Source organism: Rhizobium sp. TH135, from assembly GCF_002855515.1.
In the GTDB taxonomy this organism is placed as follows: domain Bacteria; phylum Pseudomonadota; class Alphaproteobacteria; order Rhizobiales; family Rhizobiaceae; genus Allorhizobium.
On record NZ_PKRP01000006.1, the window covers coordinates 380,016 to 395,951 of the forward strand.

At 62.5% G+C, this 15,936-nt stretch carries 23 protein-coding genes; 13 read left to right on the forward strand and 10 right to left on the reverse strand.

Going from position 1 to position 15,936, the window contains the following annotated elements; genetic code table 11:
* Nucleotides 1-301: 301 nt before the first annotated feature.
* Nucleotides 302-694, reverse strand: coding sequence for a DUF937 domain-containing protein (locus C0V73_RS19410; protein WP_102021634.1), 393 nt, complete (start codon nt 692-694; stop codon nt 302-304).
* A gap of 265 nt (nt 695-959) precedes the next feature.
* On the opposite strand from C0V73_RS19410, the gene C0V73_RS19415 reads away from it, so the two are divergent.
* The 5 genes from C0V73_RS19415 to C0V73_RS19435 all read left to right on the forward strand — a co-directional run bounded on the left by C0V73_RS19415 (nt 960) and on the right by C0V73_RS19435 (nt 4,468).
* Nucleotides 960-2,519 carry a helicase HerA-like C-terminal domain-containing protein gene (locus tag C0V73_RS19415; protein WP_102021635.1) on the forward strand — a complete coding sequence of 520 codons (1,560 nt, stop codon included), beginning with the start codon at nt 960-962 and terminating at the stop codon, nt 2,517-2,519.
* Between the two features lie 154 nt (nt 2,520-2,673).
* The gene (locus C0V73_RS19420) at nt 2,674-3,480 is read left to right on the forward strand and encodes an EAL domain-containing protein (RefSeq protein ID WP_245408036.1); all 807 of its coding nucleotides are present in this window, start codon (nt 2,674-2,676) and stop codon (nt 3,478-3,480) included.
* A gap of 53 nt (nt 3,481-3,533) precedes the next feature.
* Nucleotides 3,534-3,854, forward strand: a complete 321-nt coding sequence (locus C0V73_RS19425; protein ID WP_102021637.1) for a YnfA family protein — start codon at nt 3,534-3,536, stop codon at nt 3,852-3,854.
* A 60-nt stretch (nt 3,855-3,914) separates the two neighbouring features.
* Complete coding sequence (locus tag C0V73_RS19430; protein WP_102021638.1) at nt 3,915-4,163, forward strand: BrnT family toxin; 249 nt, start codon at nt 3,915-3,917, stop codon at nt 4,161-4,163.
* Entirely contained in the window at nt 4,160-4,468 is a 309-nt protein-coding gene (locus C0V73_RS19435) for a BrnA antitoxin family protein (protein WP_102021639.1), read from the forward strand. The genes C0V73_RS19430 and C0V73_RS19435 overlap by 4 nt, the downstream gene beginning before the upstream one ends.
* Nucleotides 4,469-4,493: 25 nt before the next feature.
* Here C0V73_RS19435 and C0V73_RS19440 read toward each other — a convergent pair whose 3' ends face one another.
* Nucleotides 4,494-5,129 (reverse strand): LysE family translocator, encoded by a 636-nt coding sequence (locus C0V73_RS19440; RefSeq protein WP_102021640.1) that lies wholly within the window; start codon nt 5,127-5,129, stop codon nt 4,494-4,496.
* 122 nt (nt 5,130-5,251) lie between these two features.
* Here C0V73_RS19440 and C0V73_RS19445 point away from each other — a divergent pair, with 122 nt between their 5' ends.
* Entirely contained in the window at nt 5,252-5,944 is a 693-nt protein-coding gene (locus tag C0V73_RS19445; protein ID WP_102021641.1) for a YafY family protein, read from the forward strand.
* Between the two features lie 90 nt (nt 5,945-6,034).
* Here the strand turns inward: C0V73_RS19445 and C0V73_RS19450 are convergent, their stop codons facing one another.
* A complete protein-coding gene (locus tag C0V73_RS19450) occupies nt 6,035-7,087 on the reverse strand; it encodes a fatty acid desaturase (protein WP_172450234.1) in 1,053 nt (350 codons plus the stop codon).
* Nucleotides 7,088-7,503: 416 nt separating this feature from the next.
* Nucleotides 7,504-7,995, reverse strand: coding sequence for a histidine kinase (locus tag C0V73_RS19455; protein ID WP_102021642.1), 492 nt, complete (start codon nt 7,993-7,995; stop codon nt 7,504-7,506).
* Nucleotides 7,996-8,457: 462 nt separating this feature from the next.
* Between C0V73_RS19455 and C0V73_RS19460 the strand changes: the two genes are divergently transcribed.
* From C0V73_RS19460 to C0V73_RS19470, 3 genes are all read left to right on the forward strand, one after another.
* Nucleotides 8,458-8,667: a cold-shock protein gene (locus C0V73_RS19460; RefSeq protein WP_054156754.1), complete on the forward strand. Its 210-nt coding sequence runs from the start codon at nt 8,458-8,460 to the stop codon at nt 8,665-8,667.
* Nucleotides 8,668-8,900: 233 nt separating this feature from the next.
* A complete protein-coding gene (rpsU, locus tag C0V73_RS19465; RefSeq protein WP_102021643.1) occupies nt 8,901-9,143 on the forward strand; it encodes a 30S ribosomal protein S21 in 243 nt (80 codons plus the stop codon).
* A gap of 157 nt (nt 9,144-9,300) precedes the next feature.
* Entirely contained in the window at nt 9,301-9,528 is a 228-nt protein-coding gene (locus tag C0V73_RS19470; RefSeq protein WP_102021644.1) for a hypothetical protein, read from the forward strand.
* 75 nt (nt 9,529-9,603) lie between these two features.
* Here C0V73_RS19470 and C0V73_RS19475 read toward each other — a convergent pair whose 3' ends face one another.
* From C0V73_RS19475 to C0V73_RS19485, 3 genes are read right to left on the reverse strand one after another with little or no spacing between them, the layout of a single operon-like run.
* Nucleotides 9,604-10,380, reverse strand: coding sequence for a VOC family protein (locus tag C0V73_RS19475; RefSeq protein WP_102021645.1), 777 nt, complete (start codon nt 10,378-10,380; stop codon nt 9,604-9,606).
* A gap of 29 nt (nt 10,381-10,409) precedes the next feature.
* Nucleotides 10,410-10,895, reverse strand: a complete 486-nt coding sequence (locus C0V73_RS19480) for a DUF1579 domain-containing protein (RefSeq protein WP_102021646.1) — start codon at nt 10,893-10,895, stop codon at nt 10,410-10,412.
* 13 nt (nt 10,896-10,908) lie between these two features.
* Nucleotides 10,909-11,640, reverse strand: coding sequence for a thioredoxin family protein (locus C0V73_RS19485; protein WP_102021647.1), 732 nt, complete (start codon nt 11,638-11,640; stop codon nt 10,909-10,911).
* Between the two features lie 50 nt (nt 11,641-11,690).
* Between C0V73_RS19485 and C0V73_RS19490 the strand changes: the two genes are divergently transcribed.
* A complete protein-coding gene (locus tag C0V73_RS19490) occupies nt 11,691-12,137 on the forward strand; it encodes a MarR family winged helix-turn-helix transcriptional regulator (RefSeq protein ID WP_102021648.1) in 447 nt (148 codons plus the stop codon).
* Nucleotides 12,138-12,146: 9 nt separating this feature from the next.
* Here the strand turns inward: C0V73_RS19490 and C0V73_RS19495 are convergent, their stop codons facing one another.
* A complete protein-coding gene (locus C0V73_RS19495) occupies nt 12,147-12,362 on the reverse strand; it encodes a hypothetical protein (protein ID WP_102021649.1) in 216 nt (71 codons plus the stop codon).
* Nucleotides 12,363-12,488: 126 nt separating this feature from the next.
* Nucleotides 12,489-13,340, reverse strand: a complete 852-nt coding sequence (locus tag C0V73_RS19500) for an NmrA family NAD(P)-binding protein (RefSeq protein WP_102021650.1) — start codon at nt 13,338-13,340, stop codon at nt 12,489-12,491.
* Between the two features lie 88 nt (nt 13,341-13,428).
* On the opposite strand from C0V73_RS19500, the gene C0V73_RS19505 reads away from it, so the two are divergent.
* The gene (locus tag C0V73_RS19505; RefSeq protein ID WP_102021651.1) at nt 13,429-13,761 is read left to right on the forward strand and encodes a helix-turn-helix domain-containing protein; all 333 of its coding nucleotides are present in this window, start codon (nt 13,429-13,431) and stop codon (nt 13,759-13,761) included.
* 89 nt (nt 13,762-13,850) lie between these two features.
* Here the strand turns inward: C0V73_RS19505 and C0V73_RS19510 are convergent, their stop codons facing one another.
* Complete coding sequence (locus tag C0V73_RS19510; RefSeq protein ID WP_102021652.1) at nt 13,851-14,273, reverse strand: organic hydroperoxide resistance protein; 423 nt, start codon at nt 14,271-14,273, stop codon at nt 13,851-13,853.
* Between the two features lie 145 nt (nt 14,274-14,418).
* Here C0V73_RS19510 and C0V73_RS19515 point away from each other — a divergent pair, with 145 nt between their 5' ends.
* Together C0V73_RS19515 and bla are read left to right on the forward strand one after the other, a co-directional pair.
* Nucleotides 14,419-14,874: a MarR family transcriptional regulator gene (locus tag C0V73_RS19515; RefSeq protein WP_102021653.1), complete on the forward strand. Its 456-nt coding sequence runs from the start codon at nt 14,419-14,421 to the stop codon at nt 14,872-14,874.
* A gap of 147 nt (nt 14,875-15,021) precedes the next feature.
* Nucleotides 15,022-15,918, forward strand: a complete 897-nt coding sequence (gene bla / locus C0V73_RS19520; protein WP_245408037.1) for a class A beta-lactamase — start codon at nt 15,022-15,024, stop codon at nt 15,916-15,918.
* The last annotated feature ends 18 nt before the right edge of the window (nt 15,919-15,936 follow it).

The window sequence follows — 15,936 nt, forward strand, 5'->3', positions numbered from 1 at the left end:
CACTTGCCTTGATGTGCCGGGCAGGAGGGGGATTTTCCGGCCTGGTGATGCGGGTTAGGCGCGATGGGGGCTGGGATCCCGGTTCAGGTGTGAGGCGTCAGTCGTCGCGGCGGATCATGCCTGCAACCATAGGGCGGAAAGGCGCTTGCGGTTCCCCCTCACCCGACCTCCGCTGCGCTCGGCCACCCTCTCCCCGAGGGGAGAGGAGCAGTCGCCGGCGTTGTAGCGCCAATGATTGAAACGCAAAAAAGCCGCCGGGTTGCCCCGACGGCTTTTGTCATTTCTAAGCCTGCTGCTCGTCTCAGACGAACTGGCTGAGGCCCGGGACCGAGGCGACGACTTCGTCGACGACGTCGGCGCCGGCGTATTCGCGGGCAACCGCCATGGTTTCCTTGGCGAGCGTCGAGATTTCGCCCATGCCGAGGCCCTGGGACATCAGCTGCTGGCCGAGGCCCATGATGCCGCCGCCGCCGATGGCGCTCATCAGGCCGCCGAGCAGACCACCGCCGCCGGCGCCTTCGCCATTGTGCTTGGCGACGAGTTCAGCGGCACCGGGGATGGCTTCGATCATGCGGGCGACCGGGCCGTCGGCTGCTTCGCGCTGCAGGAAGCCGAGCATCATGCCGAGGGCGGTTTCAGCCTTGTCCGGGGAAATGCCGACATTGTCGGCGATGCGGGTGACGATTTCGCTCATTCTCGAAGTCCTCCTGAGGCGATTTTTTGACGTTAACGTCAACGTAATGGAAGTCGTTTCCGAACTCAAGCACCCGGGGCCGCCTCCGGCGAAAATTGCCGGGGATGCGACGGCGCCCGCAGTCGATCTGCGAGGCACGACGGCGGCACCTTTGACGGTCCTGGCCGGGCCTGTTTCAGCTTGAGACATCCAACCGTTGTCGATGTTCCACACTCCTCCTATAAGAGCAAGCTGAAGTGTTGATGACGCAGGGAGAAACGTCCGCATGCTGCAAGAAGGCTCGCTCTATCTCGGCACCAGCCGCAATCCGGACGACAGCCTGAACAAGGCCGAATATCTGGCGCTGAAATACGGCAACCGCCACGGCATCGTGACCGGGGCGACCGGCACCGGCAAGACGGTGACGCTGCAGGTGCTGGCCGAGAGCTTCTCCGAGGCCGGCGTTCCGGTGTTTGCCTCCGATATCAAGGGCGACCTTTCCGGCATTGCCGCCATGGGCGAGCCGAAGGACTGGATTACCCAGCGGGCGGAGCAGATCGGCTTTACCGATTATGCGCCGGCCGAATTCCCCGTCATCTTCTGGGATCTTTATGGCGAGAAGGGTCACCGGGTGCGCACGACGGTGGCCGAGATGGGGCCGCTTTTGCTCTCACGCCTGATGAATGCCTCGGAAGCGCAGGAAGGCGCACTCAACATCGCCTTCAAGATCGCCGACGAAGGCGGGTTGCCGCTGATGGATCTCAAGGATCTGCAGGCGCTGCTCACCTACATGGCCGAGCACGCGACCGAGCTTTCCAGCCAGTTCGGGCTGATTTCCAACGCTTCGATCGCGACGCTGCAGCGCGGGTTGCTGATCCTCGAGCAGCAGGGGGCGGAGAACTTCTTCGGCGAGCCGGCGCTCAAGGTGACCGACATCATGCGCACGACGAATGACGGGCGTGGCGCGATCTCTATCCTCGCCGCCGACAAGCTGATGATGAACCCCAGGCTTTATGCGACCTTCCTGCTCTGGCTGCTCTCCGAGCTGTTCGAGGAGCTGCCGGAAGTGGGCGATCTCGACAAGCCGAAGCTGGTGTTCTTCTTCGATGAGGCACACCTTCTCTTCAACGACGCGCCGAAGGTGCTGATCGAGCGGGTGGAACAGGTCGTGCGGCTGATCCGCTCCAAGGGTGTGGGTGTCTATTTCGTGACGCAGAACCCGCTCGACGTGCCGGAAACCGTGCTCGCCCAGCTCGGCAACCGGGTGCAGCATGCGCTGCGCGCCTATACGCCGAGGGAGCAGAAGGCGGTGAAGACGGCGGCCGATACGTTCCGCCCGAACCCGGCTTTCGATTGCGCCACCGCAATCACCCAGCTCGGCATCGGCGAGGCGCTGGTCTCGACGCTGGAGGCCAAGGGCATTCCCTCCATGGTCGAGCGCACACTGATCCGCCCGCCATCGGGGCGCGTCGGGCCGATCAGCGATGCCGAGCGGGAGAAGGTGATGAACCTCTCGCCGGTCGCCGGGCAATACGACATCGATCTCGATTCGGAATCGGCATACGAAATCCTCTCTGCCCGCGCCAAGAAGGCGGCGGAGGCGGAAGCGGCCAAGCGGGCGGCCGAGGAGAAGGCCGAAGGTGGCGATAGCGCTGCCGGACGCTGGACGCTGCCCGGATTTGGCGACGAGCCAGCCGACAAGGAAGGCACGCGGACGACAAAGCGCAGCTCCGGTTATCAGCGCGAGACGGTGATCGAAGCGGCAATGAAGAGTGCGGCGCGCTCGGTTGCGACCTCGGTCGGTCGGGCGCTGGTGCGTGGCATTCTGGGCAGTCTTCGGCGGTGAAGTTGCGGTTTATCGGCAAAACACAAGAACTGAGTGGCGAAAGCTCGCCATTCACCCCCAGTTTTTGTTCACTTCCGTGCAACCATCCCTGATATAGAATGAAGATCACCACAATTCCTGGGCAGGTGCGCCCGGGGGTTACATGGGGTTGAGCGTGGACAGCAGTCTGGATCACATCGTTCTGGTCAACAACGCGAAGCGCGCGCTTGAACGCGGTCGCTTCGAGCTCACCTATCAACCCATTTATTCCGTCGACCACCGTGAAGTGGACAGCGTCGAGACGCTGTTGCGCTGGCGAATTTCGCCCGGCCGGTTGGCTGTGGCGCAGGATTTTCGCTCGGTGTTTCGCGACCCGATGTTATCGCTGTCGATCCGCGACTTCGTGCTGTCGACCACGCTGCGCCAGGCGGCGCGCTGGCGGGCGGAGGGCCATGACTTCGGGCGGATCAGCGTCAATGCCACGGCCTTTGACCTTTGCGCCGGCGATTTTGCGCTGAGGCTCAGCGACATGGTGCAGGATTTCGGCCTGACGCCCGATATGCTCGAGATCGAAGTGGCAGAGCCTGCCTTCTACGGCCCGCTGTCGAAGGCGGTGGGGCTGGCGCTCGAGGCACTGCATTACTGCGGCTTTTCGCTTGCCATGGACAATTTCGGCGCGACCCATGCCGGCCTATCAGCGCTGCGCAATCACAGCTTCCGGCGCCTGAAGATCGACCACGGGCTGATGCGCTCGGCCTCGACCAATCCGGTCGACAAGGCGATCGTGCGCCATGTGATTGCGCTTGGCCATGATCTCGGGATGATCGTGACGGCAGCTGGTGTCGAGAGCGAGGCACAGATGGAAACCGCCGTGCAGCTTGGCTTCGACAGCGTGCAGGGCTTCTTCGTCTGCTTCCCGAAGGAGGCAGAGCTTTTGCCGCGCGTCTGCCATGTGCTGAACCTGCAGGGCCGCTCCGGCTGAGCTTGCCCCCCCTGCCCTTTCGCCAATTTGCCACCCATGGCAGGATCGGCGCCATGACCCTGATCCTCTACCCGCTCGCAGCCCTTGCCGAAATCGCCGGATGTTTCGCCTTCTGGGCCTGGCTGAAGCTCGACCGCTCGCCGCTCTGGATAGCACCTGGCGTTCTGTCGCTTGCGCTGTTCGCCTGGCTTCTGACCCTCGTGCCATCCGATGCCGCAGGCCGCGCCTATGCCGCCTATGGCGGGGTCTATATCGCGGCCTCGCTTTGCTGGCTCTGGCTGATCGAGGGGCGAAGGCCGGATCGGTTCGACCTGTCGGGGGCCGCGATCTGCCTCGTCGGGGCGGCGGTGATCCTGTTACCGGCCAGGAGCTGAGCGGAATCCCCCTCAAAAGGCAGGATGCCGGCTTGCGGAATTTCCGTATATACATAAACTATGGTGATCGTCTGGGATGAACCGAAGCGGCTCGCGAATGTCGACAAGCATGGGCTGGATTTCTCCGACCTTTCGCTTGAGTTCTTCGAGCGCGCCTTGATCCGCGCGGCGAAACGAGGCCGGCTGCAGGCGATCGGACGTCTGGCAGACGGGACCGTTGCCGTGATTTTCGTGCGGCTCGGAACAGAGGGACTCTCTGTGATTTCGATGCGTGCGGCCAATCCGGCTGAAAGGAGGGCATTGCGATGAAGAAGACAAAGTCAGTGTCGCCCGGTTTTCGCGAAGGCCGCGGCTATACGCAGGCCGATTGGGACGAAGTGGAAGACAATCCCGAGATGACAGAGGCCGAGCTCGCAGAACTGCGGCCCTTCCGCGAGGTCTTTCCCGAACTCGCTGCCTCGATCGACCGCAAGCTCGGGCGGCCGAAATCTGAGACGCCGAAGAAGGCAATCAGCCTCAGGCTCGATGCCGAGGTGATCGAGCGGTTCAAGGCGGGTGGTGAGGGATGGCAGTCGCGGATGAACGAGGCACTGCGCAAGGCGGTGGGGTTGTAAGGCCCCTGCTGCCCTCCCCGGCAACTCACCAGCTGCGCCACCCTTCGACCAGCATCAACGCTGCCACCGCGACCAGCAGCCAGCCGGCGGCGCGGCCGATCCAGATGGTGATCTTGGGCTTCGAGACCAGCGCATCCCGCCCCTTGGCCGCAGCAAAGGCCAATCCGCCATAGACGAGTGCCTGCAGCAGGAGGGTAAGCGCGCCCATGACCAGCGCCTGGCGCCAGAAGGGGCCGTATTCGGGGCGCATGAATTGCGGATAGACGGCAAGGATGAACAACCAGGCTTTCGGGTTGAGCAGGCAGGTGATGAGGCCCTGGCCGAAGATGCGCGCTGTTCGATGCAGCTTCGAGGCCTCGATGCCGTCGATGACGATGGCGCTTTTGGCCAGCGTATAGCCGATCCAGATCATGTAGGCAGAGCCGATCACCAGCATCGGGCCGGCGAGCTGAGGCACCAGCGTCGAGAGCGCTGTCACGGCGACGGTGCCGAACAGGGTATGGAAGGCGCCACCGAGCATGATGCCTGATGTCGCGGCAATGCCTGCGCGTCGGCCACCGGTCAGCCCATTGGCGATGACGAAGATCATGTCCATGCCTGGAACGATGATGATGCCCGCCAGTAGGGCGGAAAAGAGCCAGAGGTTTTCGGCATAGGTCATGTCAGTAGGCTCTCCTTAAATGGGTAGGCCTTCCGCAGGGAATGGCCTGTTTTCAATGCGTTGGAGATGCTTTAGACAAGGGCTAGTGACAAAGGTGTGTCAGTTGAGATCGAGGATCCCCCATGCGCAAGGCGTCCCGGCTGTTCGAGATCATCCAGATCCTTCGCCTTGCTGCCCACCCGATAACGGCGCAGCAGATGGCGGAACAGCTTGAGGTAACGCAAAGGTCGATCTACCGCGACATCGCTGCCCTTCAGGCGATGCGCGTGCCGATCGAGGGCGAACGCGGGATCGGTTATATCCTGCGCCCCGGATTTCACCTGCCGCCGCTGATGTTCACGCCGGAGGAAACGGAAGCGATCGTGCTTGGCATGGCGCTGACCAAGCGCACGGCGGATCTCGAGCTGCGCGAGGCATCGGCCCGCGTGCTCGACAAGATCGCGGCTGCCCTTCCCGACCCTTTGCGCGAATCGATCCTGTCGCGCTCTCTCTATGCCTGGGGTCGCGTGGCGGAGGCGCCCGAGGCGATCGACTTCTCGATGATCCGCCGGGCAATCCGCGACGAGGAGAAGCTCGACATCGACTATGTCAACGAACAGCAGCAGGCGACGACTCGGCGGATCCGGCCGATCGCGGTGATCCATTATGCCGAGGCTGCCGTCATCGTCGGCTGGTGCGAGTTGCGGGAGGCGATCCGCAATTTCCGCGTTGATCGAGTCAAGGCGTGTCGGACAACGGGTGCACATTTCCGGCGTGAGGGCGATCGGTTGCGCAAGCTCTGGGTGGCGCGCTGGGAGACGGGCACCAAAGGCTGAGCCGAAGCCTCGTTTCGCATCTTGGAAAAGAAAACGCCCGCTGCTCGGTTGAGCAACGGGCGTCTCGATCTTGAAATTGTGGCGCAGAGATCAGGCGGCCACAGCCATCCGGCGCGCTTCGCGGAACGAGACGAGACGGCCGCGGGCTTCGTCCCAGAGGACGAGTTTCACGCAAGCGAAGCTTTCCTTCAGCGTGATGCGGCTGATGGTCTTCAGCTCCGGATGGTCGCGCAGGACTTCCGGCAGACGGTAGAAGGGGATCTTGCTCGACAGGTGATGCACGTGGTGCACGCCGATATGGCCGGTCAGCCAGCGCAGGCCCCAGGGCAGGTCGTAATGCGAGGCGCCGTGAAGAGCCGCGTGCTGGAACTGCCACTCCGGAGGGTTCGACCAGTGGGTATCTTCGAACTGATGCTGGACATAGAAGAGCCAGATGCCGAGCGCACCGGCAAGCAGCACGATCGGCAGATGCACGACGAGGAAGGCATCGAGACCGGCGAGCCAGATCATCAGTGCGGCCATGGCGACCATGCCTGCATTGGTGGCCATGGTGGAGACCCAGGGCAGAGCCCCGTCCTTCATCATGCCGAAGGGCAGACGCTGCTTGAGCAGGAAGACCCAGATCGGGCCGATGCCGAAGAGCACGATCGGATTGCGATAGAGGCGGTAGCCGAGGCGGCCGAGCGGCGAGAGCGCGCGATATTCGGCGACCGTCAGCGTGGTGATGTCGCCGACGCCGCGTTCCTCGAGATTGCCGGCGGTCGCATGATGTTCGGCATGCGCGCGACGCCAGTAGTCATAAGGGGTGTAGGTGAGGACGCCGAGCAGGCGGCCGGTCCAGTCGTCGACCGAGCGGCGGGCGAAGAAGGCGCCGTGGCCGCAATCATGCTGGATGATGAAGAGGCGCAGCAGGAAGGCTGCAGCCGGCAGGACCAGAACGAGGCCCGGCCAGAAGGCGAAATGGAAGCTTGCCCAGGCGCCGGCCCAGAGCAGGATGAAGGGCACGAGCGTGATGCCGAGTTCGAAGCTGGACCGGGTGAGGTTCGGCTTGCGATAGGCATTGACGATCTTCAGCCAGGCCTTGGCATCAGGGGTCTCGTCCTCGGGGATTTGATCGTCGCGGTAGTCGAATGCAGCGCTCACAGGCCGGCCTCCGAGAGGTTGATTGGATCGGGGAAGGCGGCGGAGGGGCTCGATACGCCCAAAATCGGGGCGCGCGACACGGGGCATCCGAAGGAGAGGCCCACAGCAATGGTCATGGTCGGCTGGCTTTCGTGGCTTAGAGATCGCCCGTCACTCCTGGAACGGGTGGGCTGTCCTAGCAGATCGCAGCCGACTTGTCGCCATGGAACTCCCATACGACGGAGGCTGCGGCATTTCGTCGGGCCGTATTCATCAGCGGGGCCGGATCGTGTCGCGAGATCGGCGGACGATGCCCGAGCGCTTTGCGCTGATTCGGCGACACTCCCGAATGAGAAAGCCCCGCGCCAGAAGACGCGGGGCCAAGAGATGTCAGCAGAACTGCGCGGCGGCCGCCAGTTGCGGGCGCCTCGGCGCGATCACTGGGCTGGCTTGATCGATTCGAGGATCTTGTTGACCTCGGGGATGTTCTTTTCTTCCGTTTCGGCCGAGGCCCAGTAGGTGACGATCGCGGCCTTCTCGTCCGACAGCGTGATGAAGCCGACGCCGATGGTCACCGGGCCGTCCTTGTCCGTGCCCTTCCAGGACAGCGTCTCGTAAGGCATGCCGTTCTGCTCGCCCTTGCTTTCGGTCTGGCTTGCCGGATCCGGCGTGACGCCGTTTTCCTCAAGGAAGGCGAAGACGTCGGTCATGACCTGGTCCATGTCCTCAACACCGGCTATGTCGAAGGAGATATAGGTGCCGGCGTCGGGCGAATTGCCTTCGATGCCGTAATCGGTCGCGGTCGGCTGCCAGTCGTCCGGAATTTCGACGGTTGCGGCTGGCTCGTCGGCCGGGAAGGTGAAGCTGCCCGCAACGGAGGCGGATGCGGTGATCAGGAAGATTGCGGTGGCGGCAAGGAACTTGTTCATCGGATGAGCCCGTGGATGAGTGATAAGGTGAGCCGGCGCGAGCGCGTGACCAACGTGCCGGGCGAGGTTTCCTAGCAAGCAGCGGTGAAGATTGTCGTACTGTTTTTGCGTGGAATCACCGCATCCATATGAATTATTCCTGATGTTGGCGATATGGCTAAAGGATGCCAAACAGACCTGCCATACTGGCTTTCACGGCGTTTTTTGGCTTCCCGGCGCGTGGAGATTCAAGCTTTTGAATCAGGGGCTTGAGCAGGGCATCCCCGACATTTTACCGCGACGAAATGGCAGTTTTGCCCATTTTTGCTTGTGTCGCGGCGACCGAGCCTCTATATTGCCGCCATCGAAGATTGCGAGCGACTTTGTCTACGCGCCTCCGGCGCACGCCAGATTTCCTTCAACGTCGATATACCAGCCGTCGAATGTCTCGCCGGCAAGCCCAACGATTGAAAGGAAATCGTTATGAACACAGGTACCGTAAAGTGGTTCAACAGCACCAAGGGTTTTGGCTTCATCCAGCCGGATGAAGGCTCTGCCGACGTGTTCGTCCACATCTCTGCCGTTCAGCGCGCCGGCATGCGCGACCTGGTCGAAGGCCAGAAGATCGCATACGACATCGTTCAGGACAAGCGTTCGGGCAAGAGCTCGGCCGACAACCTGCGCGCCGCTTAATAATTTGTCGCTCGCCCTTGCTGACAACGGTTTTACCGACTGCGAGGGCTGAGTGGCGAGGAAAGGTCGGGTTCCGCCCGGCCTTTTTTGTTTGCGTCGAAGGCTGCTCGCGTTCGACTTTCCATTTCTCCCGATCCGATCGGGATCTCCGCCGGGGCGTCGCGCGTTAGCTTGTCGTATCCCCTCTTTTGCAACCCAGTTAAATCGGGCTCACGCCCGGAAAGGAAACGACCGTGCAAGTTCTCGTTCGTGACAACAATGTCGACCAGGCGCTTCGTGTGCTTAAGAAGAAGATGCAGCGCGAAGGCCTCTTCCGCGAAATGAAGGCTCGCAGCGCCTTCGAAAAGCCTTCGGAAAAGCGCGTTCGCGAAAAGGCTGAAGCCATTCGCCGCCAGCGCAAGCTCGCGCGCAAAAAGATGCAGCGCGAAGGCCTGCTGCCGGCCCCGAAGAAGGCTGCAGTTCGCGGCGCACGCTAATTTCGACCCCTCCGTGCGCCTTCGGGCGCGCGGATGTCCGACCACGAGGAAGGCACAACGCCTCTCCTCGGTCACCGGCCCCGGCCATTTGGCCAGGAGCGGACGGACCTCACCCCCATGCCGAGACAGGCAGCCAGGCTGCAGGAAGGACCCGGACATGACCGCTACCAAAGAGACGTTTTTCAAGCCTGAAAAGGTTTCGCCGCAGGACAAGGCCGCGACAACCGACAGCGTTGCTCGTTCGCTGATCGCTCAGGAAGCAACCGCGCGTGACCGCAAGACCGAAGCGCTGAAAGCGCTGCGTCTGGAGCGCGAGGCGCTTGAGGCCGAAAACGCGCCCGCACCGAAGAAGCGTGCCGTGAAAAAGGCCGTGAAGCGCGGCTGAGGCCAGCGCACACCACCGATGACTAAAGAATTCGAGAAGGCCGGAGCCGCCATGGGGCGCTCCGGCCTTTTCACGTTATCGGTTTGCCGAGGTCAGGTTGAAGTAGGCGCCCTGCGGATCCTGGCAAGCGGCGATCCAGGAACCGCCGGGGACCTGGTGGGGGCCCATCAGGATCTCGCCACCGAGCGACTTCACCTTTTCGATCGCCGAATCGATGCCCGGCACGATGAAGTAGAAGCCCCAATAGGCCATCGGCATTTCCGGGCGCTTGGTCATCATGCCGCCAATGCCGCGATCGCCGAGCTTGAAGGTCTGGTAGATGCCCATGGCATCCATGTCGACGGCCATGTCCTTTTCCCAGCCGAAGCGGGCGGCGTAGAAATCCCAGACCTTTTCCCAGTCACCGGCCATCAACTCGTTCCAGCCGACGGTGCCGGTGCTGCCGGGGGTGGGCCAGCTGCCGGTTTCGCCATCCGGCATCTTCGGCGTCATGAGGCAGACGACGGCCCCTTGCGGATCGGCGACCACGGCGAAACGGCCAATGCCGGGGATGTCCTCCGGCGCGCGGTGGATCGCGCCGCCGTCGCGCTCGAATTCGGCGGCCGTCTTGTCGACATCATCAACCGCAATATAGCCGGTCCAATTCGGCGGGATGCCCTGCTCTTTCATCTCGTCACCGAGCGCCATCATGCCGGTGACGCCCGAGGGGAAGCCGGGAACTGCAAACGTGGTGTAGGTGAAGCCCTCCATCACCATATCGGTCGGCTCCCAGCCGAGCAGCGCGCCGTAAAAGGCCTTGGCTGCCGCCGGATCGGGCGTCATCAGTTCATGCCAGATAAATGTCCCATGCATGCGCAGTCCCTCTCTTTGTTATTGGCGTATCAGCCGATACGCTTTGCTTCGCTGGACATGAAGGTCTTGAAGCTGCCATCCGGCTGGCGGACGCTGCCGGAAAAGGTTCTCCTGTCATCATCGATGAAGTGGATGACATCGCGATAAAGCTCGGTGCGGGAGGGATCCTGCATGCCGGGGCCTTCGGCTTCGAGGACGAGCGTCTGGCCGTCATCCTCCAGCCAGCCCTTGTAGATCCAGAACTTGTCCATCATCGAGCCGATCCAGCTGCCAACATAGTGACCTTGGCGCGGGTCGTAGCCGAGCGTCATGATCATGGTGGCGGTGTCGTCGCCCATACCGCCCTGCCCTTCGGCTATGACCCAAAGGCCGCCGATGGAGCGGACCTTCTCGGTCCAACGTTTCAACGGATCCTCGGGATCATAGCCCTCCACCGCGCTCGAGGTGACATAGAGCCAGTCGCCGACGAGGCGATCGAGAACACGGTGGTGCTCGCTGGGTTTCGGGAATTCCATGACACGCCCTCCCTCAATGGCAGCAGCCGGCCTTTTCGGCCGGCTTTGCGACATACTCGTCCTTGCGCTTGACGAAACTCAAGGTGCCCGTCTCGTTGCGGCCGAGCGGGGCGTGGTCGAGGATCATCAAGGTTCCCAGCGCCTCTTCGCCGCCGCGGGCATATTGCGAATAGGTATGGAAGATCTCGCCCTTGTCGTTCTTGTAGAAAGCCGACAGGCCGGGGAGCTCGTCATGGGCCTGTTCGCGCGGGGTTTCGCGGAAATTGTAGGTGACCGAGCCCGAGGCAAGCTGCTCCGGCGTGAACGAGACGTTGAAGTCGTAATTGAAATCACTGCCGAAGGAGGAGACCCAGGGGAAGTGCCAGTTCATGCGGCGTTTGTAGGCATCGATTTTGTCGAGCGGCGCGCGCGAGACCGTGACAAAGGTGACGTCGTGATTGTTGAGGTGGGGCAGCATGCCGTCGATATGATCGGCGAAGAAGGAGCAGCCGGGGCAGCCGGCATCCCAGTCAGGCCCGAACATGAAGTGGTTGATCATCAGCTGGCTGCGGCCATCGAAGAGATCGGCGAGTGTCTTTTCGCCTGACGGGGTCTGGAAACGATAGTCCTTCTCTACCCGCACCCAGGGCAGCGCGAGGCGCGCGGCGTTGACCCTATCACGCTGGCGGGTCAGTTCTTTCTCCTGTTGCAGCAAGGCCTTGCGGGCCTCCAGCCACTCCTCTCGAGAAACAGTCGAATATTCCATTTTTCCGATCCTCCTCTTGACTTTTACGTTGATATCAACATATTTGGTCAATGTCAAATCTGCCCGTGATTCCCTATTCCACTACCATCCATGTGCGCGATACGTGCCTCTGCCTGCACGCCCAGCGCGCCGCACGGGCGCTTGCCCGCCGCTTCGACATGGCTTTGAAGCCGACGGGCCTGACCAACCAGCAATTTTCCTTGATGATGGCGCTGAACCGGCCAGAGCCGCCGCCGATGGGCCCTGTTGCCAGACTTCTGGCCATGGATCGCACAACTTTGACAGCGGCGCTCAAGCCACTCTCGGCGCGCGGCTGGGTGTCGATCGAGCCGGATCCGAAGGACAAACGCGGCAAGCGCCTGCGGCTTACACCTGAAGGGTCGAATGCGCTGGCTGACGCCGTGCCGATCTGGCGGGACCTGCACCGCGTCATCGAGGCCGGTATGGAAAGCGACCCATCAGCCCTGCGCAGAGGACTGATGGAGGTAAGCGTCTGACGCCTTGCGTCAGCCACCGAAGCCGAGCGGCAGCACGGCGAGCGGGCCGATCAGCATGATCGTCGCCATGGCGAGCGCAATCCGGTCGCGACCTTCGAAAAGCGGACCGTAAAAGGCCGAGGCCGGATACTGCCGGCGGATCTCGTTACGGGTTTCCTCACCAACCGGCAGATCGGGCGAGAGGCGGTGGTCTTCGTGGATTTCGTTCACAGTTGTCGTGTGCATGGTTTTATCCTCTGTTGACTGGTGTGAAGTCCAACAGAGTTCGCGGTGAAGTGTTCCCCTCCCCCGCCAATGGGGCATCGCGAACTTCAGAGAAGGCAGGCCGGTGAACACCGGCCCGACCGAGGTTCAGACAGATTTCAACCAGTCCGCAACACGGCGTGGCGAGAGGCCAATCAGGGCCTGCGCGCTCGTTGCTTCAGCGATGACATTGTCTCTTCGCTCCGACAGAGCCTGATAGAAGGAGGCAATGGCTGCCGCGGCCGGGCCGATGAATGGCTCCAGTTCTGTCCTGAACTCTTCAGGAGGCTGGGAAACGAAGGTAACCGCGCGGCCGAGATGCGCTCCAAAGGCTTCTGCGAGCTGCGGCCCGGTCAAGCCCGGCAGATGACCGACACCGACAATGCCCGAAACGCTGGTGTCTGTCAGCAGACGCAGCGCAACCTCAGCGATGTCGGCGTGGGAGCTCCAGGAGACGGGAAGATCGGCGCGGATGGGGTAGCGCAGAATGCCGGTCGCCTTCACCGGCTCGATGACCATGGGGAGCGTCAGATTTTCCAGATAGAGGCGTGGTGCGATTACCGCATGGGATACTCCGCTTTCACGAAGACCCCGCAACAGCAGGCCGATCGCGCTGTCCTCACCGGCCTGCAGGGGAGAGCCCGGCTCATCGACGATGACACCGCTGGTGGAGAAGACGACGCGGGTAGGACGGCTACGCTCGATGGCGGTCAGAATGTTGCCGGCGTATTCCACCCTGAGCGGTTCCGGCACCTGGGGCAGATGGACGAAGATACCCTCGGCATTGCGATATGCCGCCTCCAGGGAGGGAAGTGAGGCAGCATCGGCCAGAACGGCGGGGCGACCGCCGGACTTGTCGAGATCTCGCACTGCCGCACGGGCATCAAGGCCCTTTTCCAGCATGAGGTCAAACAGGGGCGCTCCATGAGCGCCCGTGGCGCCATGGATGACAAACGACATTCGAATTTCCTTAATCGGTTGGAACGAGAACCCATTGGTGCAATAACTGCATCGGTTACGTCAAATGCACTAATGGAAGAAAATTTCGATGAGTGAGAAAAAATCACCGTGCTGCGGCGTCGAGCGTTTCCTCGTTCTGCTCGATGGTCCCTGGGCTACACTCATTATCCGCGAGCTCCTGAACGGATCGCGACGCTTCACGGAGCTGAAACACGCGCTCCCCGGCATCAGCGCCCATACGCTGACGCACCGGCTTCGGCGCTTCGAAGAACATGGGCTGGTGACGCGGCAGGCTTTCGCCGAGACGCCGCCGCGCGTGGTCTACGAACTGACCCCTCTCGGGGCTTCGCTGAAGGACATCTTATACGCCATGCGTGACTGGGGCGATGCGGTTCCCGACTCGCTTCTCGAGACCGCTTGAGAAAAGGTCGGCTCCCCTCGCCTCGACGCAAAAAGGCCGGCACGAGGCCGGCCTTCGGGTAGTGGAACAGATTGCTCGCGGTGTGGCGATCAGATTACCGAGACCGGGACTTCGGTCGAGGTGCGCATGGCATGGCTGTAGGGGCAGACGATGTGGGCGGCAGCAACCAGCTTCTCGGCCAGTTCGCGCTCCATGCCGGGGATCTCGACGGAGAGCTTCACCTCGATGCCGAAACCGGTGCCGTCTTCGCGCGGACCGATGCCGACGTCGGCATGGACCTTTGCATCTTCCGGAATTGTGGCCTTTTCCTTGCGGGCAACGGCCTTGAGAGCGCCGAGGAAGCAGGCGGAATAACCGACGGCGAAGAGCTGCTCGGGGTTGGTGCCGGTGGCGCCGTCGCCGCCGAGTTCCTTGGGCGTCGTCAGCGTGACGTCGAGCACGCCATCATCGCTGGCGCCATGGCCGGAGCGGCCGCCGGTGGCGTGACCGTGTGCTGTGTAGAGAATTGCCATTGTCGTGTTCTCCTTGTTTGCGGGGTGGTGACTACATATATAGGGCACAAATGAATTGCGCGCAATTGTTTTTTGCGCATTGAAATCCGGGCCAGTTTTGGCCACTGTAGAAACAATAGATGCCGACAGGGGTTCATCAAGGGCCATGACCGACGAAACGCTCGAAAAGGAATTGAGGCTGGACAAGCAGCTGTGCTTTGCGCTTTACGGCGCTGCGCATGCGTTTACCCGTGCCTACAAGCCGCTGCTCTCGCCGCTCGGCCTGACCTATCCGCAATATGTGGTGATGATGGCCCTGTGGGAGGAAGACGATCTCTCGGTGAAGACGCTGGGCGAAAAGGTGGGGCTCGATTCGGGCACGCTGTCGCCTTTGCTGAAGCGGCTCGAGCAGATCAACTATGTCTCCCGCCGCCGCGACGCGGCCGACGAGCGCGTGGTGTTCATCACGCTGACTGCCGAAGGCCGGGCCTTGAAGGCGCGCGCGCTCGAGGTGTTCTCGGCGATCGGCAACCAGACGGGCTACGAGATCTCAGAGATTGAGAGCCTGCGCGAGAGCCTGAAGCGGCTGAAGGGCCATCTCGAGGCCATTCCCGAGACTTGAGTTTTCGCTCACGGCGAAGCCTCTTCCCGCTGCTCGCGGCAAAAGTCCGGCGGTTGCCGGACCTAAAACACAACGCAGGATAAAATCGCTGCGCCTCGCTCTCGCCTTGATCGCCTCCGATTTCAGGAGCGCATCAGGGAGACAAGCATGACCCACATTCCATCCTCCACCCCTTCCCGGACCACCGCCCGCCTGCTGGGGCTGGTGCTGCCCGCTCTTCTCATGACGGCTGGGCTTGCCCCCGCGAAGGTCGCAGCCGCCGAGCCGGTTATGGCAGCCGCACAGCGTGTCGAGACCGAGCTTGGCATGCGCGTCGGCTTTGCGGTGATCGATACCGGCAGCGGCGAGATGCGCAGCTACCGGGCGGATGAGCGTTTTGCCATGGCCAGCACCTTCAAGACACTGGCCTGCGCCACGGCCCTTTCCGCCGGCGAGGCCGTGCTCGCCAAGGAGACGAAGATCCGCAAGGCCGACCTTCGCCCGCATTCCCCGGTGACGGAAAAGCGGGTGGGTACAAGCCTCTCGACCCGCTCCCTCTGCGAGATCACGCTCAGGACCAGTGACAATGCCGCGGCCAATGCCATCCTGAAGTCGATCGGCGGTCCGTCGGAACTGACTGCCTTCCTGCGGCGCATCGGCGACGGCACGACCCGGCTTGACCGCTACGAGCCGGAGCTCAACGAGGCCACGCCCGGCGACCCGCGCGACACCACGACACCGCAGGCTATGGCAGAGACGCTGCAACGGCTGTTGCTCGACGGTGCGCTCGAGCCTGAGGCCCGCGACCAGCTGGAAGCCTGGATGGCGGCCAATGCCGTGGCGGACGGATTGTTGCGGGCAGAGCTGCCGGTGGGCTGGAAGATCGCCGATCGCAGCGGTGCCGGCGGGCACGGCACACGCGGGGTCGTTGCCCTGCTCCAGCGCCCTGTCGGCGCACCGCTGGTCGTTGCGATCTATATGGACGGGCGAAAGCACCCGCTGAAGACACGGGATGCCGCGATTGCTTCGATCGGCAAGGCGATCTTCGCGGAGTATGCGCGATGACAGGGGATAGGAGAACGG